We start from the raw sequence: 22,021 nt of genomic DNA, 5'->3' as shown, positions 1-22,021 counted from the left end.
ATAAAGCAACGGCACAATATGAATAATGTCAAAAGTATAGCGGTAAAATTAAAGGTGAAGGAACGGCGCCGAGGCAGAAGCGGCAGCTCAACAATCCATATGCTCCCATGGCGCGGCCAAGACCACTACTGTACAGATAAATGATGATGAGTAACAGCGCTGGAGCACGCGCTGTATTTTTCGGACGCCTCGCCATAGAGCAAATGTTGCTCCAATGCTGATAAATCGCACCCAAAAGCGGCATAGATTATTAAATGCTCAATTAGTCTATTAGCCGGATAAATTAAGTGAAAACTTCGAATATTCAGCGGGATGCAATGCAGGCTAAAACCCGTGGCGATTTTTTTAGACTATCTCACAAAGCCACTTGTCACGATGCGGTACAGATGTTATTAGTGTTAATTCATGAATCATTAGGGATTTATTCTCTTTCCAGGTCATTTATTGCCCTGATGTGTTTTATTGTAACAATCAATAATTTGATTATGTTTTTTGAAGCAAGGTCGACATTTCTTGATTTGATTATGATAGCAAATAACTTCTTTCCGAATCTGCGTTCCGCCGTATCAATTTTTTTGCCAGCCTTACGCCGGCTTGTTTCCCATATAGATTCAATGAATAAGGAATATCGCTTCTTTACCTTGCGGTTTCGTTCGCCGTAATTGGCCGAGGAGTGCCCATACCCGTTCATCGGGAATCTGCAGACAGCTGAAAATGCGTCATGCAATAATAAAAAACTGGAGTGCATTAATAATGACCAACATCACGAAAAGAACTCTATTGGCAGCAGGTATTATCGCCGCCCTGGGAGTGGTGTCCGTAGGTACTTCTTTCGCGGCGGTGGTACCCGCCGGCGTCACCTTGAGTGACAAACAGGAATTGGTACGTGGAAACGGCGCCGAACTGCAATCACTGGATCCCCATAAGATTGAAGGGGTGCCGGAAGCCAATGTCAATCGCGATTTGCTGGAAGGATTGGTCATTAGCGACCTGCAAGGCCATCCGCAGCCGGGTGTGGCGGAAAGCTGGGAAACCAAGGATTCCAAGGTCTGGATATTCCATTTGCGCAAAGACGCAAAATGGTCCGACGGCTCGCCGGTGACGGCGCAGGATTTTGTCTATAGCTGGCGGCGTTTGGCGGACCCGAAAACGGCGTCCCCGTATGAAAGTTATCCCCAGTATGCCCATATCGTTAATATTGACGATATCATCACCGGCAAAATGCAACCCGATACCTTGGGTGTGAAAGCTATTGACGCCAATACGCTGGAAGTCGATCTCAGCGAGCCCGTGCCTTATTTCCCCAAATTGCTGACCCACCCGTCCATGTCGCCTGTACCGCAAAAAGTGGTGGAAAAATTCGGTGATAAATGGACCCAGCCGGCTAACTGGGTGGGCAACGGCGCCTATAAATTAAAGGACTGGGTCGTCAATGAACATATCGTGCTGGAACGAAATCCGCAATACTGGGACAACAGCAAAACGGTTATTAATCAGATGACCTATCTGCCGATTTCCTCGGAAGTGACCGACGTCAACCGTTATCGCTCCGGCGAATCCGACATGTCGTATAACAATCTGCCTATCGAACTGTTCCAGAAACTGAAACACGATATTCCTAAAGAAGTGCATGTGGATCCCTATCTCTGCACTTATTATTATGAAATCAATAACCAAAAAGCGCCGTTCACTGATGTGCGTGTTCGTACCGCGCTGAAATTGGGCCTGGATCGCGATATCATTGTTAATAAGGTCAAGGCCCAAGGCGACCTGCCGGCATTTGGTTTTACCCCGCCTTATACCGACGGCGCCAAATTGACGAAGCCGGAGTGGTTTGGCTGGTCGCAGGAAAAACGCAACGCAGAAGCACGTAAACTGTTAGCGGAAGCCGGTTACACCAAAGACAAGCCGCTGACATTCGATCTGTTATACAATACTTCCGATTTGCACAAGAAGCTGGCCATTGCCGTTGCCTCCATCTGGAAGAAAAACATTGGCGTTGATGTCAAATTGGAAAACCAGGAATGGAAAACCTTCCTGGAGACTCGTCATCAGGGAACGTTTGATGTCTCCCGTGCCGGATGGTGCGCTGACTATAACGAGCCCACCAGCTTCCTGAACATTATGTTGACCAACGGTTCCAGTAATACCGCGCATTATTCAAATCCGGCTTTCGATAAGCTGATTGCCAGCGCGATAACGGCGAAGTCGGAAAACGAGCGCAGCGAAATTTATCAGCAGGCCGAACAGCAACTGGACAAAGATTCTGCTATTGTCCCGGTATATTATTATGTGAACGCCCGTTTGGTGAAACCTTATGTCGGCGGTTATACCGGTAAAGATCCGCTGGATAATGTGTACGTGAAAGATCTGTATATTATCAAGCATTAAGGAAAATTTTGGGACGTAAACAGGGCAGGGCCGTATAAGCCTTGCCCTGTTTTTCCTGTTCAGTCCGAACGGCATTAAATGTATGTCATAGGTATTAGTAATGTTAAAGTTTATTATTCGCCGGTTTCTGGAAGCGATCCCGACGCTGTTTATTTTGATCACCATTTCGTTTTTTATGATGCGGTTGGCGCCCGGCAGTCCGTTTACCGGCGAACGCAGCCTGCCGCCGGAAGTCATGGCCAATATAGAAGCCAGATACCATCTTAACGATCCCATAATGAAGCAGTATGGCGACTATTTACTGCAACTGGCCCATGGCGATTTCGGCCCTTCGTTCAAATATAAGGATTATTCCGTCAACGACCTGGTGGCAAATTCGTTTCCGGTTTCGGCCAAGCTGGGGCTGGCGGCCTTCATCATGGCCATGGTGCTGGGCGTGTTTGCCGGGGTGATGGCGGCGCTGCGGCAAAATACCAAATGGGACTATCTGGCCATGGGTTTCGCCATGACCGGGGTGGTTATTCCCAGTTTTGTGGTGGCTCCGCTATTGGTGCTGATTTTCGCCATTACGCTGAAATGGCTGCCGGCGGGCGGCTGGAACGGCGGCGGACCCAAATTTATACTGTTACCGATGATTGCGTTGTCCCTGGCCTATATTGCCAGCATAGCGCGTATTACCCGCGGTTCGATGATCGAAGTATTGCATTCCAACTTTATCCGCACCGCCCGGGCCAAAGGCCTGCCCATGCGGCGGATTATCCTCAGCCATGCCTTGAAGCCGGCCCTGCTGCCGGTGATTTCTTATATGGGACCGGCGTTTGTCGGTATCATCACCGGCTCTATGGTCATTGAAACCATTTATGGCCTGCCGGGCATCGGCCAACTGTTCGTCAACGGCGCGCTGAATCGCGACTATTCACTGGTGCTGAGTCTCACCATTCTGGTGGGGACCCTGACCATTCTTTTTAACGCCATTGTCGATGTATTGTACGCGGTCATCGATCCTAAAATACGCTATTGATGCTGGAGCACGCTTATGATGGTAAATAATAAAAACAGCGAGGCTCTGGAGAAATTCAGCGAAGCACTGGAAGTCGAGGGGCGCAGCCTTTGGCAGGACGCCCGCCGGCGCTTTATACATAATAAAGCGGCATTAACCAGTCTCATCGTTTTGCTGTTCATTATTTTATTTGTCGCCCTGGCGCCGTCTTTGTCGCAGTTTGCCTATGACGATACCGACTGGGGCATGATGTCGAGCGCGCCGAGCATGGAGTCCGCCCACTATTTCGGTACTGATTCATCGGGACGGGATTTATTGGTGCGGGTCGCCATCGGCGGACGGATTTCACTGATGGTGGGTATTGCGGCCGCGTTGGTGGCGGTGGTGCTGGGGACGCTTTACGGCGCCATGTCAGGGTATCTTGGCGGTAAAATCGATTCGGTGATGATGCGTCTGCTGGAAATACTCAATTCCTTCCCGTTTATGTTTTTCGTGATCCTGCTGGTGACGTTTTTCGGCCAGAATATCTTCCTGATCTTTATCGCCATCGGCATGGTGTCCTGGCTGGACATGGCGCGTATCGTGCGCGGACAGACCCTGAGCCTCAAGCGCAAGGAATTCATCGAGGCGGCGGTGGTCAGCGGCGTCTCTTCCCGCAATATCATTTTGCGTCACATCGTCCCCAATGTGCTCGGGGTCGTGGTGGTTTACGCCTCGTTGCTGGTGCCCAGCATGATTCTGTTCGAGTCGTTTCTCAGTTTCCTCGGGCTGGGCACGCAGGAACCCTTAAGCAGCTGGGGGGCGTTGCTTAGCGACGGCGCCAATTCAATGGAAGTTTCGCCGTGGCTGCTGCTGTTTCCCGCGCTGTTCCTGGTGATTACCCTGTTTTGTTTTAATTTTATCGGCGACGGTCTGCGTGATGCCCTCGACCCGAAAGATCGTTAAGGAGCGCCGTGATGAGCATGATTGATAATTCCACGCCGGCCCGTGGGCCCGCGGCGGGAGCAAAAGAGCCGGTATTGCTGGATGTGCGGGACTTAAGGGTGACCTTCGCCACCTCCGACGGAGATGTTACCGCGGTCAACGACCTGAATTTTACCCTGCGCGCCGGGGAAACCTTAGGCATTGTGGGGGAGTCCGGCTCGGGCAAATCCCAAACCGCCTTTGCCCTGATGGGGTTGCTGGCCGCAAACGGCCGTATCGGCGGCTCTGCCGCTTTCAACGGGCGTGAAATTCTCAACCTGCCGGAGAAACAGCTCAATAAGCTGCGCGCCGAAGAAATTTCCATGATTTTCCAGGACCCCATGACGTCGCTGAACCCTTATATGCGGGTGGGCGAGCAGCTGATGGAAGTCCTGATGCTGCATAAAAAGATGGGTAAACATGAAGCGTTCGAAGAATCGGTGCGCATGCTGGACGCCGTGAAAATGCCCGAGGCCCGCAAACGGATGCGCATGTACCCCCATGAATTTTCCGGCGGGATGCGCCAGCGGGTAATGATCGCCATGGCCCTCATGTGCCGTCCCAAGCTGCTGATTGCCGATGAGCCCACCACTGCTCTGGATGTGACTGTGCAGGCGCAGATAATGACGCTGCTTAACGATCTCAAGCGTGAATTCAACACCGCCATTATCATGATTACCCACGATTTGGGCGTGGTGGCCGGTATTTGCGATCGGGTGCTGGTGATGTATGCCGGCCGCACTATGGAGTATGGCCGGTCCGCGGATATTTTTTACCGGCCGAGCCATCCCTATTCCATCGGACTGCTGGCGGCGGTGCCGCGCCTGGATGCCGATGGTTCCTCAATGATGGTAACCATACCCGGTAATCCTCCCAATCTGCTGCGGTTGCCTAAAGGGTGCCCCTTTCAGCCGCGTTGCCCTTTTGCCATGGATATCTGCTCAACCATGCCCGCCCTCGAACCTTTTGGCGATGACCGTATCCGTGCCTGTTACAAGCCTGCGGAGGAACTGGCATGAATGCCCTGGACGAAAACAGAAAAGTGATCCTCGACGTCGATAACCTGAAAGTGTATTTCGATGTGAAGGGGGATAAGCAGTGGTTTTGGCAGCCGGTTAAACACCTAAAGGCGGTGGATGGGGTTTCCCTGCGCCTGTACGAAGGGGAAACCCTCGGGGTGGTGGGGGAATCCGGCTGCGGTAAATCCACTTTTGCCCGGGCGCTGATCGGGCTGGTTAAATCCACCAGCGGCCGCATCGCCTGGCTCGGTAAAGAATTGCAGGACCTGACCAACGCCGAATGGCGCGATACCCGCAGCAATATACAGATGATTTTTCAAGATCCCCTGGCTTCGCTCAATCCGCGAATGACCATCGGCGAGATAATCGCCGAGCCTTTGCATACCTATCATCCCAAGATGCCGCGGCTGGAAGTGAAGGAGAAGGTCTGGAGCATGATGATGAAAGTGGGTTTGCTGCCCAATCTCATCAACCGTTACCCCCATGAATTTTCCGGCGGACAATGCCAGCGTATCGGCATCGCGCGGGCATTGATACTCGAACCGAAGCTGGTGATTTGCGATGAGCCGGTCTCGGCGCTGGATGTATCCATCCAGGCGCAGGTAGTGAATTTATTGCAGCAGCTGCAGCGGGAAATGGGGCTGTCGCTGATTTTTATCGCTCACGATCTGGCGGTGGTGAAGCATATTTCCGATCGGGTGCTGGTGATGTACCTAGGACATGCGGTGGAGTTGGGCACCTATGACCAGGTTTACAATAATCCGCAGCATCCCTACACCAAAGCGCTGATGTCGGCGGTGCCGATTCCGGATCCCGATAAGGAACGCAACAAAAAGATTCAGCTGCTGGAAGGAGATTTGCCGTCCCCCATCAACCCGCCTTCGGGCTGTGTGTTCCGCACCCGCTGTCCCATCGCCAGCGAGGAGTGCGCCGTCACCCGGCCGATACTGCAGGGGAGTTTTCGCCACGCCTGCTCCTGCATCAAGGTGGATATCAGCCAGTTGGCGGAGTAGGGTGCGTTATCACCGAAACGCACAGCGGGCGTGTAAAAATTTGAGAGCGCTGAAGGGAGAGCGTGTTAAAGGGAGAGCGCGCTGATGGGGTCGAATCGGGCATGGTTTTCCTGCCCGACCGAGCGCCCCACAGCACGCTAGGCCCGCCAACGCCGAACCTTGAACCTAGCTTGCCAAAGTGAGCCGTGTTAAAGGGAGAGCGTGCTGATGGGGTCGAATCGGGCATGGTTTTCCTGCCCGACCGAGCGCCCCACAGCACGCTAGGCCCGCCAACACCGAACCTTGAACCTAGCTTGCCAAAGTGAGCCGTGTTAAAGGGAGAGCGTGCTGATGGGGTCGAATCGGGCATGGTTTTCCTGCCTGACCGAGCGCCCCACAGCACGCTAGGCCCGCCAACACCGAACCTTGAACCTAGCTTGCCAAAGTGAGCCGTGTTAAAGGGAGAGCGTGCTGATGGGGTCGAATCGGGCATGATTTTCCTGCCTGACCGAGCGCTAGGCCCGCCAACACCGAACTTTGAACCGAGGGGCTGTTCAGCGGGCTATCGGCCCGCTACTCCTTCCATATAATATGGCAAATCTTTTCCGAACGATCGCGGCACAGCAGCATGCGGGCGAAGATATCGTTAACCGGCATGCCGTCCTGCTCCGCCAGTCCGATGACCACCTCGGCGAAAAAGTCCGGATTCAGGTCGAAATCCACCTGCTCGTGCCACTGTTCGGAAGGGTCGAATAATTCCGCCGCCCCGCGCTGTTCAAACTGCAGGTTGAACAACAGTACGTCCGCCGGGTCTAGATTGTCCGTCGCCAGCTCGAGAAAAATATCGTATGCCTGTTCATTGACCTCGTCATCCGTCAGGCGATTATCCAAATCCATGCTGTGTCCCTTAGTGTTTCGCCGCCGCCGGTCACAATACAGCAGCGGACTGAAAAAGTAGAACAGACGCTCGATAATCCGCTGCCAGTAGGGCCGCTGAGCCCATTTCGCCGGATCTATCAACCGGGAGCGGGCGATATAATCCTCCTGCACTCGCGCCAGGTCGCTGCCGAAGTCGTCATCATCAATCACCAGAGTGATTTCAAAATTCAGCCATAAGCTGCGCATGTCCAGGTTCACCGTGCCCACCAGGCTTAACTGCCCATCTACCAGCACGCTTTTAGTATGCAACAGTCCGCCTTCGAATTGATGAATATTCACTCCCGCCTCAAGCAGCTCGGCAAAGAAGGCACGGCTGGCCCAGCCCACCAGCATCGAGTCGTTATAACGGGGCACTACGATATGCACATCGACGCCCCGCTGCGCGGCGGTGCATATGGCGTGGAGCAGATCGTCGCTGGGCACCAGATAGGGCGTGGTCATGATGAGCTGCTGGCGCGAGGCATAGATGGAGGTCAGCAGCGCCTGGTGAATAACCCCGTCGGGAAAACCGGGACCGGAAGCGATAACCTGAATGGTATGCCCGGTGGCCTGCTCAAACGGCATTATATTCACATCCGGCGGCGGTGGCAGGATGCGTTTTCCGGTTTCTATTTCCCAGTCACAGGAAAAAATGATGCCCATGGCGGTGGTGACCGGTCCCTCCATCCGGGCCATCAGGTCTATCCACTGTCCAACCCCCGCGTCCTGCTTGAAAAAACGGGGATCCACCATGTTCATGCTGCCGGTATAGGAAATATAATTGTCGATAAGTATCATTTTGCGGTGCTGGCGCAAATCCATACGGCGCAGGAACACCCGCAGTATGCTGACGTGCAGGGTTTCCACCACCTCCACCCCCGCCTGGCGCATCATGGCCGGATAAGGGCTGCGGAAAAATTTCACGCTGCCGGCGGAGTCCAGCATCACCCGGCAGCTGACCCCTCGCCGCGCGGCCGCCATCAAGGCCTCCGCCACCTGATCCACCAGGCCGCCGGCTTGCCAGATGTAAAACATCATCTCGATATTGTTTTGCGCCAGCCCGATATCCTTGATCAAGGCTTTCAACGTATCGTCGGTGCCGGTCAGCAGTTGCAATTGATTGCCTTTAAGACCGCCCATGCCCTGGCGAAGTTCGCACAGCTGAAACAGCGACCGCGCCACTTCGCTGTTTTCGGTGGCAAAAATCCGTTTGCATTGTTTGAGGTCTTGCATCCATTTAGCCGTGGAGGGCCACATGGCCTTGGCGCGTTCGGCGCGGCGTTTGCCGAGATTCAGTTCGCCGAACAGTAAATAGGCGATTATTCCCACCAGGGGAAGAATGTAAATCACCAGCAGCCAGGCCATTGCGGACGGAACCGCCCGGCGTTTCATTAATACCCGCAGGGTGACACCCGCTACTAGTAACCAGTAGCCGAACACCAGTAGCCAATTGATTACATTATAAAGAGTTGCCATAAGGGCGAAAAATCCTGTTCGCAATGCTTGAAACCTGAGTGTACGCATAAGGGACGAAAAGAGGAAATTCTTTTAAACCGGGCGCTGCCTCTTCTCTCCCGCAGCAGGGGGTCGGGCGGCTTGGCTAACCCACAGAAAAGGCTATAATAGCGGCTCTTAATCATTGTCGGTAGAGGTCGGTAGAGCCGGTTCGTGCATGAAAAGAAGCAGAAATGAAGTCAGCCGTTGGCGTATGTTAAGGCAAGCGCAGCGTCGTCGGAGCCAGTGGGTGGAAGCACAGTCCCGCACTTATCGTCATCTGACCCGTTTGGGGCATCTCCAGCTTAAGAAGCAGCGCCGCTCGTTGCTCTTTTCAATGACCAGCGGACTATAACCTGCGGTGCAGGTGGACAAAAACCGGCTTTAGGCCGGTTTGCGCTAGCTGAGATCCTTTCATCTTCTCGCCAGGTCCTCCATAACATTTCCAGGCGAATTACCTGGTTGAAGTGGTGGTGGAGGTGGATGTCGATGTTGATGTACCGGTTCCTCCTTCCGGATCGCTGGCCGATGCTACCGCGGCTACCGATCCGGAAACAAACCCGGCGTCGGCGGTGGTCGCGGGACCGGATGCGCTTTGCGTCGCCGCATCGGCCGTTCCCGCTGCACCCGCCGCCATCGCTGTGGTGGTGCCGGCGGCATACAACACGAGTAGTGCCACTAAGATTTTCCTGGACATAATTACCTCCTATGGTTAGAAACTCAAAGGGAGTACAGCCATTACAAGGTATTAGATATTCGCGTCGCAGACAAATCGTAAGCCGCTATGGTATATGGTTTTCAGTCGATCATGCTAAAAGCGGGGTCAACGCACTGATTCGTGGTTGTTTATTTTTGTACTAAGATAATTCCTAAATGAATATCCTAGCCATTTTTCCTAACGGAGGCATTTCTTATTTTCGGGTGGGAACAAGAAAATATTCAAGTGTCATATTAGTGAAATGTTCAGCAAATTATTAATATCAATTAAACCATTTTAAAAGCAGTCGTTTGTTCATTAATCGGCGTTTTACTCTGCGGGAATATTCTTTCTATTCAGCAAGTTGCTGATAATATGGAGGTATTAGCCATATAAGCCGGCAGTCTCTCTTTTGAAAGATGAAAAGCGATAAATATTCCTACGATAAAGAAGATTTTCTCGCGAAATAGTTAAGTTTTAATAATGCTTTTAGCCGCTGGTTTATTTAAGATGCTTTCACACCCCCGGGAGGGTGTTTTAATCCCGCTCCCGCAGGTGACATAAGAGTGTAACCGGGCTGTTTTCAGAAGGTTTTACGGTAAGGTTTTACCGACACGTTATTATAGACGCCGGCGGCAACATAAGGATCGGCATCAGCCCAGGCTTGGGCCATCTCCAGCGAGTCGAATTCGGCTATTATGACGGAACCGCTGAAACCGGCGGCGCCCGGATCGTTACTGTCTATCGTCGGCAGCGCGCCCGCGGTGAGTAAACGGCCCTGGTCGCGCAATATTTGTAAACGCGCCACGTGGGTGGGTCGGACGGACAGACGTTTTTCCAGGGAATCGGCGACATCTTCAGCATAAATAACATAGAGCACGATTAATACTCCCATCGAATAGGCTTTTACAAAGTGATTCACGTTATGACAAAGGGGTCATGAGCGCAATGAAAAATTTCTCCCGGGGAAAATCCACCGCCAGAACGGGCTAAAAGATATTTATTGACGTTAATCAGCCAAGACGTTGATATGAGTTATTGAATATGATTGTCATTTGCATTTAAACTTCGCTCTATAGGATAACTTTAGTTGAGATGGCGTTAACTATTTTGAAAACCACTCGTCGATTTATGTGGCCGTATGTCGTTTCCGTGGGGCTGCATACCTCTCTGGTGGCGGTTTTACTCTGCGCTTCCATCAATCGGATCTCTCCGTCCATCGCCGTTGAACAGCCGATGAGCGTCACGCTGGTGGCCCCGGCCCCGCAGCCGGTTGTCGCGCCGGCCCCGCCTGTGCCTGAGCCGCCCCAGCCCCAGCCGGTGGAGCCTCCGAAGCCGGCCCCTGAACCTGAACCCGAACCAAAGCCCGAACCCGTTGCGGAACCGCCGGCGCCGGTGCAGTTGCCGAAACCCAAGCCTAAGCCCAGGCCGGTTATCAAAAAGGAAGCAAAGCCACGTATTCACAAGGACCCGGTTTTGCAAAAAGAGTCGCCTTCGCCGGTAGCCGCCAGCGAGACGCCGGTGAGGTCGGCAACTCCCCCGGCCGCCGCGCCGGCGCGCTCCGAGTCCAAGGCCGATACCGGGCCGGTTGCCTTGAACCGGCAAGATCCCGACTATCCCGATCGCGCCAGGGCATTGGGGATTGAAGGGCGGGTGCAGATTCAATTTGATGTCAATTCAGACGGACAGGTGGAAAATCTGCGCATTATTTCAGCATCGCCCCCCAATATGTTCGAAAGAGGCATCAAGGAAGTGACGCGCAGATGGCGTTATCAAAGCGGAAGACCGGGTAAAAATGTCAATATGACCATTGTGTTTAAACTGTCGGGCATCGAAAGCGGCGATAACTGAGGTCGCAGCCGATAAGTACAGGCCGCCGGTGGCGGCCCAATCTAATCAGGTTTCATCCGGCAGATAATGGCGTTTGCCGTCGGGCAGGGGGCGGGCTTCGCCTTCCGGGTCCACCGCCACGTAGGTAAATGCCGCCTCGGTGGCGCGATATCGCTGGCCGATGGGTTCGGACGAGACTTTTTTCACCCACACTTCCACATTGATATTCAGCGAACTGGTGCCGGTACGCGTACAGCGGGCATAACAGCAAATAACATCCCCCACCGCCACCGGTTTCAGGAAGGTCATGCCGTCCACCTTTACCGTCACCACGCGGCCCTCGGCGATTTCTTTCGCCAGGATGGCCCCGCCCATATCCATCTGCGACATAAGCCAGCCGCCGAAAATATCACCGTTGGCATTCGTATCGGCAGGCATCGCCAAGGTTCGCAGCACCAGCTCGCCGCTGGGTAAAACCGGTTTTTCGCTCATCGTGCTTTCCGCTATTAAAAAAAGCGGCCCACAGTATGCAGACCGACTTTAAGGCATTAATGGGGATCTTTTTGATCTTCCGTCATATGACGATAGACATAAACGCCGCTCAGCAGGGTAAACAGCAGCGTCAGACCGGTCAGGCCGAATACCTTGAAATTAACCCAGACATTTTGCGGCAGCCAGAAGGCGATATAGATATTCAGCGCGCCGCAGGCGATAAAAAACAGCGCCCATGCCACATTCAGGTTATTCCATACCTGGGGCGGCAGCGTCATCTCCTTGCCCAGCATGCGCTGTATCAGCGGTTTTCCCATAACGAACTGGCTCACCAGCAGCGCGATGGCGAACAGGCTGTAAATGACCGTCACCTTCCATTTTATAAATTCGGCATTGTGATAATACATGGTCAGGGAGCCGAAAATAGCCACCAGAATGAAGGTTAGCAACGTCACTTTTTCAACTTTGCGATATCTGATCCAGGTAAAAGCCAATACCAGGGCAGAGGCGGCAATCAGCGCCCCGGAAGCGATATAAATGTCGTACAGTTTATAAACGACGAAAAAAACCACTAACGGCAGAAAATCGAGAAACTGCTTCATAGACAAATCCGTGGTTGATTAAATGGGTCTGGCCGCGCGTTATGCCTGACGCAGCAGCATATACAGACGATACAAATAAATGAGCAACAAGGCGGAGATAATATTACTTAATCCATTAAGCAGTACCGCCGCAACCAGAGATGATACCTGGGTAAATTGCGCCGCCAGAACCAATACCGCGGCTTTGGCCAGCAGCCAAACCAGCACCGCCGGCGTAATCAGGCGAAGATTGGCAAACGCCAGTTTACTACTCAGTCGCATGGACTTAAATACCCCCAGATTCTCGCTGGCGGCAATGACAGGCGCCAGGCTGAAGGCAATAGCCAGCAGGATGCCGGGTATCACTATTAACAATAGTCCCAATTGCACCAACAGCGTGGTGATAAAGATTAATAATAACAGACGGGGAAGAATCGGCACGGAAAGGCCCACCGCCCGAAGCACGCTGGTGGGCTGCCGGTTGGATACCAGCCGAATCATGGTTAATAACGCCCCGGCCAGTATGACGTTGCCCACCAGGCCGGCAAAGGTGCCGGCGGCGGAAGCCCTGAGCAATACCCGTTGCTGTTCCGGCGTCATTTGCTGCACCAACTCCTGCAAACTCATATTGGCCGTATCCGTAGCTGCCGTACCTTCCCCGTTGAGAACCAGCAATTGATCGGTATTTGGTGATAAGGCGTGACCCAACGAGACGCTTATCAGCGCCGTCAGCAGTGCCAATAGCACAATACTGACGAATTGATTGCGGGTGAAATTCAACATATCACGGTATAAGGTACTTGCCATAATTGGCATGACGACTCCTTGGCAAAACATTCTGATTAGGTCGGTATTCTACCCGTTAATCCGACCGTTGGCACCCCGCGGCCATATCCGTGCGAGTTTCGTTTTTCAGCGGCCGGCCCGGTGCGTTTAACGGCAGGGGCGGCAAGCCGTAGGCGGCTCTGGCGCGATCGCAGGCGTCGTTGGCCTGACCTTGTTCGCCGGTCCTGATAAATTCCCGGCAGGGGGAAGGTCTTGCGGCATAAACGGAGCAATGCACCGAGGAGCCTACTTCGCCGGCCAATGCGCGGCAGCGCGGTTTTTTGTCGTTGGTGCCCGCCATGCAGCGCAGGAACGGCGTGAGGGGTTCGGTGAGCTCATGGGGAACGATGCCGCCGCCGTCGTCCCCCTCCGCCCAATAAAAGGACACACGGAACCAGGCGCAGCAGGCGCCGCAATTCATACAAGGATTGTCACTTTCGCGCATGGTGTTTAATGCCCCCGCTCCCGCCGTTACAAGCCTGAACTGAAACTACCCATCGTACGCCGGGAAATCAATGGGATTTCTCTAATGTCGCTTTTTTTATAATCAATCACTTTGAATTGATATGGATCAATCCAAGATACATTAACGAATTGATATAAAAGTAGTTAAATACACTTCAACGCAAACGGACCCGCTGCCGTGGCATAGTGTTTATTGTCATGTGGATCAATTTTGCGACCTAAAAGCAAAATATCAATAAGGAGAGGGGCATGAAAAGAACAGTTATTGGCGCGGCATTGGCGGGCGTTCTGTTTTCAACGGCGGTGTCGGCTCAGCAGGCGGGGGATTTCATCGTCCGGGCGGGTTCCGCTACGGTGCGGCCGACGGAGAGTTCCGATAACGTGTTGGGACTGGGGGGATTCAATATTGATAATAATACCCAGCTCGGACTGACATTTACCTATATGGCCACCGATAATATCGGGGTGGAACTGCTGGCGGCGACGCCGTTTCGCCATAAGGTGGGCCTGAACAGCACCGGTGATATCGCCTCGGTGAGACAGCTGCCTCCCAGCTTGATGGCGCAATACTATTTTGGCGAGGCGCAGGATAAATTACGGCCCTATATCGGCGTAGGTCTGAATTACACTACGTTTTCGATGAAAATTCAATCAAACCGGACGTGATGCGGGATTAAGCGATCTTAGCCTTAAGGATTCCTGGGGATAGCCGGCCAGGCAGGGCTGGATTACAACCTGAATGACAATTGGCTGATCAATATGTCGGTGTGGTATATGGATATCGATACGAAAGTGCGGTTCAAGGCCGGCGAAGAGCAGCAGTCGATTCATACCGATATCAATCCGTGGGTATTTATGTTCGCGGTGGGGTATCGGTTTTAGCGTGGCGTGCTATTCCGCTGGTCAGGTTTTTTGCAAACTTGCTCGGAGTTTCTGGGGCGGGGCAGGATGCTAGAAGAGTAAACCGTCCGCGCCAGGACAGCGCGGATCGAGCCTCCATGGATGGATTCACGGTGTGTTTACGATCTAGCATCCTGTTCCGACCGGGCACGGGTTTCAGCCCGACGTGCGTCGGGCTTGCCATGACATGGCGCTCAGCCGCGACCCTTAAGCCTATTTTATACTGATGTGGTTTTCCACTTCCCTTACCCCCGGCACGCCGCGGGCAATGGAGACGGCGCGGCTGGCCTCTCGCGATGAACCGGCGAAACCGCTTAACTGCACCCGTCCTTTATAGGTATCCACGTGGATATTGCGGGACGCGACTTCGTCATCCCGCAGCAGTTCCGATTTCACCTTGGTGGTTATCACGGTGTCGTCGATATAGCCGCCGGTGCTTTCGGATTTCGGGGTAGGGGCGCAGCTAATGACCGATGTCGCCAATACGGCGCTAAGGGCAAAGGCGGAAAGCATTTTGAAGGTTCTCATTTTAGCTCCTCGGTATTTTTATCCGTTTATTGCCGGTGTTAAGGCCGGTATCTCTACGCGGCCATCAGAGTGTTACCGATAAAATGAGTATTTTCAACCTCAGCCGCGCGTCGCCGCTTTCATTTCCCGTACAAAGGTGCTGAGTTCATCAAGCATAGCCGTCGGATCGCCGGTATTGCGCTCGATGATTTTTACGATGGCCGAGCCGGAGATAGCCCCCGCGGCCCCCGCCGCCAGCGCTTCCCGCACCTGCGCGGGTTCGGCGATGCCAAAGCCCTGCAGCGCCGGCGCCCCGTGATACTCTTTGAGGGTATTTACCAGATGTTCAAGGGGAACATGGCCGCGGTTTTCGCTGCCGGTGACGCCGGCGCGGGACAGCAGGTAGGTATAAGCGCGGCCGTGAGAGGCGATTTCACGCAGCAGGCCCGCATCGGCGTTCGGCGGACAGATAAAAATCGGCGCCACGCCGTGCCGCAGGGCGGCGGTGCGAAACGGCAGGCTCTCTTCCAACGGGACGTCCGCCACCAGCACCGAATCGACGCCCACCTGTTCGCAACGGGCATAAAAGGTATCGATGCCTTTATTGAACACCAGATTGGCATACATCAGCAGTCCGATGGGAATATCGGCGTATTTGCGACGGATGGCCGCCAGCATGTCGAAACACTGGTCCGGCGTGACGCCGGCGCTAAATGCCCGCAGATTGGCGTTCTGGATAGTGGGACCGTCCGCCAGCGGGTCGGAGAAGGGATGCCCAGCTCAAGCGCGTCGGCGCCCGCCTCAATCAGCGTGTCGATAATGCTGAGCGACTGGCGGGGAGGATCGCCAAGGGTGACGAACGGCACAAAAGCGCCCTCTTTGCGGCTTTGCAGCGCGGTGAATAACTGCTCATAGCGTTCCATTAGATCTCTCCTCGCGCTTTCAAAATATCGTGAACGGTAAAAATATCCTTATCGCCGCGCCCGGAAAGGTTCACCACCAGAATTTGCTCTTTCTCCGGTTCCGCCCTGATCATCTTTAGAGCATGGGCCAGGGCATGGGACGATTCCAGCGCCGGAATAATCCCTTCATGGCGTGACAACTCTTTGAACGCTTCCAGCGCTTCATCATCGGTGACGGAGACATATTCCGCCCGGCCGATGCTGTTGAGGTAGGCGTGCTGCGGCCCCACCGAGGGGAAATCCAGGCCGGCGGATATGGAGTAGGACTCTTCGATTTGCCCATCGGACGACTGCATCATCGGCGATTTCATGCCGAAGTAGATGCCCAGCCGGCCGTGCTTGAGGGAGGCGCCGTGCTGTCCGGTTTCGATACCCAGGCCGCCGGGTTCAACGCCGATTAGGCGTACCGAGGGTTCGTCAATAAAGTCGGCGAACATGCCGATGGCGTTGGAACCGCCGCCGACGCAGGCCAGCACCGCATCCGGCAGGCAGCTTTCCCGCTCGCGCATTTGCTGCTTGGTCTCTTCGCCTATCATGCGCTGGAATTCACGCACGATGGTGGGATAAGGATGCGGGCCGGCGGCGGTCCCCAGCATATAATGCGCTTTTTCATAGCTGCCGGACCAGTCGCGCAGGGCCTCGTTACAGGCATCCTTGAGGGTGGAGGAGCCGCTGTGTACCGGGATCACTTCCGCGCCCATCAGCCTCATGCGGAACACGTTCGGCGACTGACGCTCGATATCCTTGGCGCCCATGTAAACCCGGCATTTCAGGCCCAGCAGCGCCGATGCCAGGGCGGAGGCCACCCCATGCTGGCCGGCGCCGGTTTCGGCGATGATTTCGGTTTTGCCCATGCGTTTGGCCAGCAACGCCTGGCCCAGCACCTGGTTGGTTTTATGGGCGCCGCCGTGAAGCAGATCTTCCCGCTTGAGATAGAGCTTGGTTTTGGTGCCGGCGGTGAGATTGCGGCACAGGGTCAACGGCGTCGGCCGGCCGGCGTAATTGGTCAGCAGGTCGTTGAATTCAGCCTGGAATACCGGGTCGCTTTGGGCGCTGACAAAGGCTTCTTCCAGCTGCAAGAGGGCCGGTACCAGGATTTGCGGTACGTACATGCCGCCGAATTCGCCAAAATAGGGGTTAAGTAGTGTCATGCTTTCATGTCTCTTAATGATACGGACCGGGAATTAATAGGCGCGAAGCGTCTGAAATACCGTAGCCAGTTTATGATGATCCTTTAGCCCGGGCGCGCTTTCGACGCCGGAGTTGAAATCCAGTCCCACACAGCCCAGCTGCGCGGCGGCCACACAGTTATCCGCCGCCAGTCCTCCCGCCAGCATGACGTTGTCCAGGGTTTGCCCCGCCAGCAACGACCAGTCGAACCGCTGGCCGCTGCCGCCGCCATTGTCCAGCAGGTAGCGATCGACGCCGGTAAAGTCCCTGGCGGGCGAGTGCTCCCGCATGTCCAGCGCTTTCCAAATCCGGCAGGCGGCGGGCAAGCGGCCGCGCAGGGCGGTGATATAATCCTGGTCTTCGCTGCCGTGCAGCTGCACGGCGTAAAGTCCCAGCGCGGCAGCGGTTTGTGCCACTTCGCCGATATCGGCGTCGCGAAAGACTCCCACATACCGCAGCGGCGCGCCGGCGATCACGGTACGGGCGCGTTCCATATCCACCCGGCGCGGGGAGGCGTCCACGAAAATCAGTCCGCCGTACAGGGCGCCGGCATCCAGGGCCGCCCGGGCATCCTGGGGCCGGGTCAGTCCGCAAACCTTGTTTTCACCCAGCAGCACCCGGCGCACGGCGCTGTCCAGATCCGGTTCGGACATCAATGCGCTGCCGATAAGAAAGCCGTTGGCGAAATGGCTCAACTCCCGGACATGCCGATAGGAGGTAATGCCTGATTCGCTGATAACCGTGATGCCGCCGGGAAGTTTCGGCGCCAGGGTGCGGGTGCGGTTCAGGTCGATGGATAAATCCCGCAGGTCGCGGTTATTGATTCCCACCACCTTGGCGCCGAGGGCCACGGCGCGGCGGCACTCCTCTTCGCTGATGGCTTCGGTGAGCACGCCCATCTCCAGGCTGTGGGCCACCGCGGCCAGCTGGCGGTAGCTGTCGTCATCGAGAACCGACAGCATCAGCAAAATAGCATCCGCCTGGTGGTAGCGGGCCAGGTAGATCTGGTAAGGATCGATGATAAAATCCTTGCATAACACCGGCTGCGTCACCACGTCGCTTATCTGGCGCAGAAAATCAAAACTGCCCTGAAAATACTTCTCGTCGGTAAGGACCGAGATAGCCGACGCGTAATGCTTATAGATGCCGGCGATGGCTGCCGGATCGAAATCGGCCCGGATAAGTCCCTTGGACGGCGACGCTTTTTTGCATTCCAGTATAAAGACCGTCCGCGAGCCTTGCAGAGCATGGTAAAAGCTGCGGCTGCTGGGCTTAACCTCATCGCGGAACGCGGATAATGGCTGTTGCTGCTTACGGTCTGCGATCCAGATTTTTTTATCGGCGACGATTTTCGCCAGTACCGTATCCTGCATGTTTTATCCTCTAGCCGCCAAAGCGGTTACCAATTCGTAGGCGACGCCGCTGCGGATCGCCGTCAATGCCTGCCGGGTATTCTCGCGAAGATCCTCCCGTCCGAATAATTTTAGCAGCAGGGCCACATTGGCGGCGACGGCGGCTTCATGGGCCGGCTCGCCTTTACCTTGTAACAACCGTGCCAGAATGTCACGGTTTTCTTCCGGCGAGCCGCCCAGCAGCGCTTCCACCGGCTGGCTTTGCAAGCCGAAATCCTCCGGCGTCAGTTCATAGCGGCTAATCTCGCCATGGTTCAGTTCCGCCACCTGGGTCGGTGCGTGCAGCGCCACCTCATCCATACCGCCGCCGTGTACTACCGCCGCGCGTTCATAGCCGAGCACCCGCAGGGTTTCGGCAATGGGCAGCACCAGTTCGGGGCTGTAAACGCCGATCAGCGCCAGCGGCGGACGGGCTGGATTGATGAGCGGCCCCAGCACGTTGAACAGCGTGCGGGTTTTCAGTTGCTGGCGGACCGGCATGGCGTAACGGAAACCGGTGTGGTATTGCGGCGCGTATAAAAAGCAGACCCCCAGCTCATCCAGAGCCTGGCGGGATTGCTCCGCCGGCATATCCAGACGGATACCGAACGCCGCCAGCAAATCCGACGAACCCGAGCGGCTGGAGACGCTGCGATTGCCGTGTTTGGCCACCCTGGCGCCGCAGGCGGCGGCGACAAAGGCGCTGGCGGTGGAGATATTGATGCTGTTGGAGCCATCGCCGCCGGTGCCGACGATATCGGCAAACGGATAGTCAGGCCGGGGAAATGCCATGGCGTCCGCCAGTAAAGCGCCGGCGGCGCCGGCGATTTCATCGGGATGTTCGCCGCGTATTTTCATGCTGATCAGCGCCGCCGCCAGCTGTGCGGGTTCCAGCTGTCCCTGGATAATCGCGCTGAAAAGCCGTTGGCTTTCATCACGGCTGATGCGCTCGGCCCGAAAGAGTTTATCAAAAATCTGTTGCATGGCGGTTTCCTTACAATTAAGCCAACGCCCAGTCCAGCGTCTGGTTCAGCAAACGCGCACCCTGGGTGGTTAAAATGGATTCGGGATGGAACTGGAATCCGCAGACGCGATCGGCGTCGTGGCGTACCGCCATCACCATTTGGTTGAAATGGGCGTTGACCGTCAGCCCGGCCGGGATTTCGCTGCCCACCAGCGAATGATAGCGGGCCACCGGCAGCGGGTTCGGCATGCCGGCGAACATGCCCAGGCCATCATGTTCGATAAGGGACGCTTTGCCGTGCAGGATCTCTCCCGCTTGTCCCACGTGTCCGCCATAGGTTTCGACGATAGCCTGATGGCCGAGGCAGATACCGATAATGGGTAACTGGCCGCGCAGCTGCTTGAGCAACTGCGGCATGCAGCCGGCATTGGCCGGCGCGCCGGGGCCGGGAGAAAGCACCAGGATAGGATTTTCCATCAGTTGCAGCCGTTCGATGATGGTTTGCGCCGGCAGCTGGTTGCGGTAAACCATGACCCGGTGACCGGCGGCGCGCAGTTGATCCACCAGATTGTAGGTGAAGGAATCGATATTATCGAGCAGCAGGATATCGGCCATCAGAACACCTCCCGGGCATGATGTGCGGTAGCAATGGCGCGCAGCACGGCGCGGGCTTTATTGCGGCTTTCGTCGGCTTCGGCCTGGGGGACGGAATCCAGCACCACGCCGGCGCCCGCCTGGACGGTGGCTATGCCGTCCTCAACGTAGGCGGAGCGGATAACGATGCAGGTATCCAGTACCCCCTGGCCGGTGAAATAGCCGATAGCGCCGCCGTAGCTGCCGCGGCGGGTGCCTTCGGCTTCGGCGATAAGCTGCATGGCGCGCACCTTCGGCGCGCCGCTCAGGGTGCCCATATTCATGCAGGCGCGGTAGGCGTGCAGCGCATCCAGGTCTCCCCGCAGGGTTCCCACCACCCGGGACACCAGATGCATAACAAACGAATAGCGATCCACTTTGGTCAAATCGGCGACATAGCGGCTGCCGGCTTCGCAAATCCGCGCCAGGTCGTTGCGCGCCAGATCCACCAGCATCAGGTGTTCCGCCAGCTCTTTATGATCGGACCGCATCTCCAGTTCGATGCGGCTGTCGAGATCGGCATCAAGCTGACCGTCCGGTTTCCGGCCGCGGGGGCGGGTACCGGCGATGGGATAGATTTCAATTTGCCGGTTCGCTGCGTCGTATTTCAAAGAGCTTTCCGGCGATGCGCCGAACACGGTGAATTCATCGTCCTGCATAAAGAACATATAAGGACTGGGATTGTGCTCTTTTAGTGTGTGGTAGGCCGCCAGCGGCGACGGGCAGGGCAGCGAGAACCGACGGGAGGGCACCACCTGGAAAATTTCCCCTTCGCGGATCGCCTGCTGCATTTTCTCCACCACCCGGCAAAATTCCTCATCGCTCTGGTTGCATTCCAGCGTCATGCTGTCGATGGTTTGATGGGGGATGGGGCCCGGCACCTGTTGGAGCTGGTGCTGCAGTTGCTCAAGTCGGGCCTGCAGACGCTGTTTCTCGCCGGCGGAGGGACAAAACAGGCTGGCCTGGATTTGGCAGGACTGGCGCTGGTGATCGAGAATAAGTAAGGTTTCCGCCAGGTAAAAACAGAAATCCGGACAGCGCTGATCCTGGCGCACCTCAGGGAGGGATTCAAAACCCGCCACCAGGTCGTAGGCGAACAGGCCGCCGAGAAACAGGGCTTCCGGCCGATCCTCGGGAACCTGCACCAGCGTCAGCAGCAGGCGCAGGCAATCAAACACCGACAGGGCGCGCAAGCGGGCGTCTTCGTCCATGTGGTTTTCCGCCGCCGGGAATGTCAGTTCGCGGCCGTTGGGATGCGCGCGAACCAGGACCTCGGCGGGCAATGCGGCATCCAGCAGCGGCAGCAGCGCCGCCCCGTTGGCGGTGAGCGCCTGGATGGTCACCTGCCGGCCCAGGGCGGAGATGCGCATGGCGCTGTCCAGTACCATCAGGCTTTTGAGATTGCGCTTGCTGTCGATTTCGGCCGATTCGAGCAGTAAGGTGGCGGGACGCGCGCCGCAAAGATGGTTGAACATCGCGGTGGGATCATCCCGGTAGGCGGCCGTTGCCTGTAAGAGTTCCAATGGTGGTCGCATGGTTTGCATTGTTCGTTTTCCTGTTTTTCGCCCATAAAAAAGCCCGCTTCTGGGCGGGCTTTCGGGATCTTGCTCTGTCTGATGACAGCTACGCATGATTACACCGCCCGCTACAGGGAGGTGCGCCACCAGCGAAGCATAAACATATTAGACATCATCATCAGATTCTCGCTTAGATTGAATATGTACTAGTAAACTAGTTCAGCAATGAAATGTCAACAACCGTTGCTTAAAATCGGTAAATAATCTTACCTGTTCGATTCATGGGCGATAAACGCTATGATAGGAACAT

The 22,021-nt window shown here is 55.4% G+C and carries 19 protein-coding genes, 4 pseudogenes and 1 other annotated feature; of the genes and pseudogenes, 9 read left to right on the top strand and 14 right to left on the bottom strand.

All coding sequences use genetic code 11. The annotated features are described in order from the left end of the window. Positions 1 to 287: 287 nt before the first annotated feature. The 6 genes from GTU79_RS15625 to oppF all read left to right on the top strand — a co-directional run bounded on the left by GTU79_RS15625 (position 288) and on the right by oppF (position 6,386). The gene (locus tag GTU79_RS15625; protein WP_214513119.1) at positions 288 to 662 is read left to right on the top strand and encodes a hypothetical protein; all 375 of its coding nucleotides are present in this window, start codon (positions 288 to 290) and stop codon (positions 660 to 662) included. A gap of 91 nt (positions 663 to 753) precedes the next feature. Continuing rightward, positions 754 to 2,391 (top strand): oligopeptide ABC transporter substrate-binding protein OppA, encoded by a 1,638-nt coding sequence (gene oppA / locus GTU79_RS15620; protein WP_214513118.1) that lies wholly within the window; start codon positions 754 to 756, stop codon positions 2,389 to 2,391. Between the two features lie 100 nt (positions 2,392 to 2,491). Then, entirely contained in the window at positions 2,492 to 3,412 is a 921-nt protein-coding gene (gene oppB / locus GTU79_RS15615; protein ID WP_132921380.1) for an oligopeptide ABC transporter permease OppB, read from the top strand. Between the two features lie 15 nt (positions 3,413 to 3,427). Next, positions 3,428 to 4,336 (top strand): oligopeptide ABC transporter permease OppC, encoded by a 909-nt coding sequence (gene oppC / locus GTU79_RS15610; protein ID WP_203521265.1) that lies wholly within the window; start codon positions 3,428 to 3,430, stop codon positions 4,334 to 4,336. 17 nt (positions 4,337 to 4,353) lie between these two features. After that, positions 4,354 to 5,373: an ABC transporter ATP-binding protein gene (gene oppD, locus GTU79_RS15605; protein ID WP_413743071.1), complete on the top strand. Its 1,020-nt coding sequence runs from the start codon at positions 4,354 to 4,356 to the stop codon at positions 5,371 to 5,373. Continuing rightward, complete coding sequence (gene oppF / locus GTU79_RS15600; RefSeq protein ID WP_203521267.1) at positions 5,370 to 6,386, top strand: murein tripeptide/oligopeptide ABC transporter ATP binding protein OppF; 1,017 nt, start codon at positions 5,370 to 5,372, stop codon at positions 6,384 to 6,386. Before oppD ends, oppF begins: the two co-directional genes overlap by 4 nt. Positions 6,387 to 6,938: 552 nt before the next feature. On the opposite strand, the gene GTU79_RS15595 is transcribed toward oppF, so the two are convergent. Together GTU79_RS15595 and cls are read right to left on the bottom strand one after the other, a co-directional pair. After that, positions 6,939 to 7,262, bottom strand: coding sequence for an HI1450 family dsDNA-mimic protein (locus GTU79_RS15595; protein WP_214514155.1), 324 nt, complete (start codon positions 7,260 to 7,262; stop codon positions 6,939 to 6,941). 39 nt (positions 7,263 to 7,301) lie between these two features. Beyond that, positions 7,302 to 8,759: pseudogene (gene cls, locus GTU79_RS15590) on the bottom strand (cardiolipin synthase); the annotation flags it as partial. Positions 8,760 to 8,955: 196 nt separating this feature from the next. Here cls and GTU79_RS15585 point away from each other — a divergent pair. After that, positions 8,956 to 9,132: a YciY family protein gene (locus GTU79_RS15585; RefSeq protein ID WP_132921387.1), complete on the top strand. Its 177-nt coding sequence runs from the start codon at positions 8,956 to 8,958 to the stop codon at positions 9,130 to 9,132. Positions 9,133 to 9,231: 99 nt separating this feature from the next. Here GTU79_RS15585 and GTU79_RS15580 read toward each other — a convergent pair whose 3' ends face one another. Beyond that, on the bottom strand, positions 9,232 to 9,456 hold the full coding sequence (locus tag GTU79_RS15580; RefSeq protein ID WP_203521268.1) for a hypothetical protein: 225 nt from the start codon (positions 9,454 to 9,456) through the stop codon (positions 9,232 to 9,234). Positions 9,457 to 10,057: 601 nt separating this feature from the next. Further along, on the bottom strand, positions 10,058 to 10,354 hold the full coding sequence (locus tag GTU79_RS15575) for a YciI family protein (RefSeq protein WP_132927729.1): 297 nt from the start codon (positions 10,352 to 10,354) through the stop codon (positions 10,058 to 10,060). 230 nt (positions 10,355 to 10,584) lie between these two features. Between GTU79_RS15575 and GTU79_RS15570 the strand changes: the two genes are divergently transcribed. Next, positions 10,585 to 11,325, top strand: coding sequence for a TonB family protein (locus tag GTU79_RS15570; RefSeq protein WP_253073303.1), 741 nt, complete (start codon positions 10,585 to 10,587; stop codon positions 11,323 to 11,325). Positions 11,326 to 11,370: 45 nt separating this feature from the next. Here the strand turns inward: GTU79_RS15570 and yciA are convergent, their stop codons facing one another. Genes yciA through GTU79_RS15550 form a run of 4 tightly spaced genes read right to left on the bottom strand, consistent with a single transcriptional unit; the run spans position 11,371 to position 13,647 of the window. After that, positions 11,371 to 11,796 carry an acyl-CoA thioester hydrolase YciA gene (gene yciA, locus GTU79_RS15565; protein WP_203521269.1) on the bottom strand — a complete coding sequence of 142 codons (426 nt, stop codon included), beginning with the start codon at positions 11,794 to 11,796 and terminating at the stop codon, positions 11,371 to 11,373. A 56-nt stretch (positions 11,797 to 11,852) separates the two neighbouring features. Further along, the gene (locus GTU79_RS15560; protein ID WP_203521270.1) at positions 11,853 to 12,398 is read right to left on the bottom strand and encodes a septation protein A; all 546 of its coding nucleotides are present in this window, start codon (positions 12,396 to 12,398) and stop codon (positions 11,853 to 11,855) included. 39 nt (positions 12,399 to 12,437) lie between these two features. Beyond that, positions 12,438 to 13,193: a YciC family protein gene (locus GTU79_RS15555; RefSeq protein WP_132921392.1), complete on the bottom strand. Its 756-nt coding sequence runs from the start codon at positions 13,191 to 13,193 to the stop codon at positions 12,438 to 12,440. A gap of 46 nt (positions 13,194 to 13,239) precedes the next feature. Next, complete coding sequence (locus GTU79_RS15550) at positions 13,240 to 13,647, bottom strand: YkgJ family cysteine cluster protein (RefSeq protein WP_203521271.1); 408 nt, start codon at positions 13,645 to 13,647, stop codon at positions 13,240 to 13,242. Between the two features lie 269 nt (positions 13,648 to 13,916). On the opposite strand from GTU79_RS15550, the pseudogene ompW reads away from it, so the two are divergent. Then, positions 13,917 to 14,549, top strand: a pseudogene (gene ompW, locus GTU79_RS15545) (outer membrane protein OmpW). A gap of 231 nt (positions 14,550 to 14,780) precedes the next feature. Here the strand turns inward: ompW and GTU79_RS15540 are convergent. The 6 genes and pseudogenes from GTU79_RS15540 to GTU79_RS15510 all read right to left on the bottom strand — a co-directional run bounded on the left by GTU79_RS15540 (position 14,781) and on the right by GTU79_RS15510 (position 21,738). Beyond that, positions 14,781 to 15,095, bottom strand: a complete 315-nt coding sequence (locus tag GTU79_RS15540; protein WP_132921395.1) for a BON domain-containing protein — start codon at positions 15,093 to 15,095, stop codon at positions 14,781 to 14,783. 99 nt (positions 15,096 to 15,194) lie between these two features. Then, positions 15,195 to 15,997, bottom strand: a pseudogene (gene trpA, locus GTU79_RS15535) (tryptophan synthase subunit alpha). Beyond that, positions 15,997 to 17,187 carry a tryptophan synthase subunit beta gene (gene trpB / locus GTU79_RS15530; protein ID WP_203521273.1) on the bottom strand — a complete coding sequence of 397 codons (1,191 nt, stop codon included), beginning with the start codon at positions 17,185 to 17,187 and terminating at the stop codon, positions 15,997 to 15,999. The pseudogene trpA and the gene trpB overlap by 1 nt, the downstream one beginning before the upstream one ends. 33 nt (positions 17,188 to 17,220) lie before the next feature. Next, entirely contained in the window at positions 17,221 to 18,579 is a 1,359-nt protein-coding gene (gene trpCF / locus GTU79_RS15525) for a bifunctional indole-3-glycerol-phosphate synthase TrpC/phosphoribosylanthranilate isomerase TrpF (protein WP_203521274.1), read from the bottom strand. Positions 18,580 to 18,582: 3 nt separating this feature from the next. Further along, positions 18,583 to 20,176 (bottom strand): annotated as a pseudogene (trpD, locus tag GTU79_RS30430) (bifunctional anthranilate synthase glutamate amidotransferase component TrpG/anthranilate phosphoribosyltransferase TrpD). Beyond that, entirely contained in the window at positions 20,176 to 21,738 is a 1,563-nt protein-coding gene (locus GTU79_RS15510) for an anthranilate synthase component 1 (RefSeq protein WP_132921401.1), read from the bottom strand. The pseudogene trpD and the gene GTU79_RS15510 overlap by 1 nt, the downstream one beginning before the upstream one ends. 24 nt (positions 21,739 to 21,762) lie before the next feature. Continuing rightward, positions 21,763 to 21,866 (bottom strand) — a sequence feature (Trp leader region). Positions 21,867 to 22,021 lie beyond the last annotated feature (155 nt).

Origin of the sequence: Sodalis ligni (assembly GCF_016865525.2) — a bacterium.
Lineage (GTDB): Bacteria > Pseudomonadota > Gammaproteobacteria > Enterobacterales > Enterobacteriaceae > Acerihabitans > Acerihabitans ligni.
Note: the sequence above shows the minus strand (reverse complement) of the source record. Positions and strands in the feature narration are given on the sequence as shown.

Coding starts and splice junctions, on each gene's coding strand:
- oppC (WP_203521265.1), top strand. CDS start 3,428: ATGATGGTAAATAATAAAAACAGCGAGGCTCTGGAGAAATTCAGCGAA.
- oppA (WP_214513118.1), top strand. CDS start 754: ATGACCAACATCACGAAAAGAACTCTATTGGCAGCAGGTATTATCGCC.
- GTU79_RS15595 (WP_214514155.1), bottom strand. CDS start 7,262: ATGGATTTGGATAATCGCCTGACGGATGACGAGGTCAATGAACAGGCA.
- GTU79_RS15550 (WP_203521271.1), bottom strand. CDS start 13,647: ATGCGCGAAAGTGACAATCCTTGTATGAATTGCGGCGCCTGCTGCGCC.
- GTU79_RS15510 (WP_132921401.1), bottom strand. CDS start 21,738: ATGCAAACCATGCGACCACCATTGGAACTCTTACAGGCAACGGCCGCC.
- GTU79_RS15585 (WP_132921387.1), top strand. CDS start 8,956: ATGAAAAGAAGCAGAAATGAAGTCAGCCGTTGGCGTATGTTAAGGCAA.
- oppB (WP_132921380.1), top strand. CDS start 2,492: ATGTTAAAGTTTATTATTCGCCGGTTTCTGGAAGCGATCCCGACGCTG.
- yciA (WP_203521269.1), bottom strand. CDS start 11,796: ATGAGCGAAAAACCGGTTTTACCCAGCGGCGAGCTGGTGCTGCGAACC.
- oppD (WP_413743071.1), top strand. CDS start 4,354: ATGATTGATAATTCCACGCCGGCCCGTGGGCCCGCGGCGGGAGCAAAA.
- GTU79_RS15540 (WP_132921395.1), bottom strand. CDS start 15,095: ATGAGAACCTTCAAAATGCTTTCCGCCTTTGCCCTTAGCGCCGTATTG.
- oppF (WP_203521267.1), top strand. CDS start 5,370: ATGAATGCCCTGGACGAAAACAGAAAAGTGATCCTCGACGTCGATAAC.
- GTU79_RS15560 (WP_203521270.1), bottom strand. CDS start 12,398: ATGAAGCAGTTTCTCGATTTTCTGCCGTTAGTGGTTTTTTTCGTCGTT.
- GTU79_RS15555 (WP_132921392.1), bottom strand. CDS start 13,193: ATGCCAATTATGGCAAGTACCTTATACCGTGATATGTTGAATTTCACC.
- trpCF (WP_203521274.1), bottom strand. CDS start 18,579: ATGCAGGATACGGTACTGGCGAAAATCGTCGCCGATAAAAAAATCTGG.
- trpB (WP_203521273.1), bottom strand. CDS start 17,187: ATGACACTACTTAACCCCTATTTTGGCGAATTCGGCGGCATGTACGTA.